The following is a 928-nucleotide window of genomic DNA, read 5'->3' as shown; positions in this document are numbered from 1 at the left end:
CTGCCTTTACAGGCCTTGGTCGCCGTCATGTTGACCGGCATGCGCATGAGCGTCCAGTCCGAACTGGACACCTTTTTCGCCCACCTGCATCAGCAGGCCCAACTGATGCACGAGGTGTCCGAGCAAGCCTTCGCCAAAGCTCGCGCCAAGCTATCCCTGACCGGCATTCCACTGCTCAACGACTGGCTCATTGCCCGTGCAGAGCAGGACGGTTTCGTGCCGCGCTGGCGTGGCCTGCGTCTAGTCGCTGCCGACGCCTCGACCGTGCGTTTCGGACTGCGTGCTAGCCATGTCAAACGCGCCGCTCTTGCCGATCAAATCCTGTTCGGTATGTTTCTGCCCGGCCCCGACCTGATGCTCGCCGCCTCCCTTCACGGCGCCGGCGAACGTGGAGAACGACAGTTCTTGGTCGAACATCTCGACCGCTTGTCTCCTACCGATCTGCTACTGCTCGACCGCGGCTATCCCTGCCGTTGGCTGGTGGCTTTGTTGAACCATCTCGCCATCAAATTTTGCATGCGCGTCGACCAGTCCGAGGCTGGCTTCGCCTGCGTGCGCGAATTCCTGCTTTCTGGCGAGAGCGAGCGGATCGTCATGCTGCGCGCGCCGGACAAACAGGACGCGCTCGACTACGAGTGCCCCCGCAAGCCGCAGCGCGTGCGCTTGGTCCGCCACGTCGCCCCGAATGGCGAGCAGCGAGTCTTGATGACCAATCTCTTCGATCAGAAGCTCTATCCGGCGAGCAGCTTCGGCGATCTCTACACCAGCGCTGGAGCATTGAAGAGGCGTTCAAACGCCTCAAGGGACGTCTCAATCTGGAGCACGTCACCGGCTTGTCCCAGCAGGCTGTGGTCCAGGATGTCGCGGCCAAGATCGTCTGCGACAACCTGCAGGCATTGACCGCAGTAACCGCCCATGCCGCCGCCGA

1 protein-coding gene is annotated in these 928 nt (G+C 62.2%); it reads left to right on the top strand.

Going from position 1 to position 928, the window contains the following annotated elements; translation table 11 throughout:
- A partial coding sequence (locus C7C56_RS30720) for a transposase (protein ID WP_502506499.1) occupies window positions 1–900 on the top strand: 900 nt, incomplete at its 5' end.
- Between the last annotated feature and the right edge of the window lie 28 nt (window positions 901–928).

The sequence above is a fragment of the Massilia glaciei genome (genome assembly GCF_003011895.2).
GTDB lineage: Bacteria > Pseudomonadota > Gammaproteobacteria > Burkholderiales > Burkholderiaceae_D > Telluria_A > Telluria_A glaciei.
Note: the sequence above shows the minus strand (reverse complement) of the source record. Positions and strands in the feature narration are given on the sequence as shown.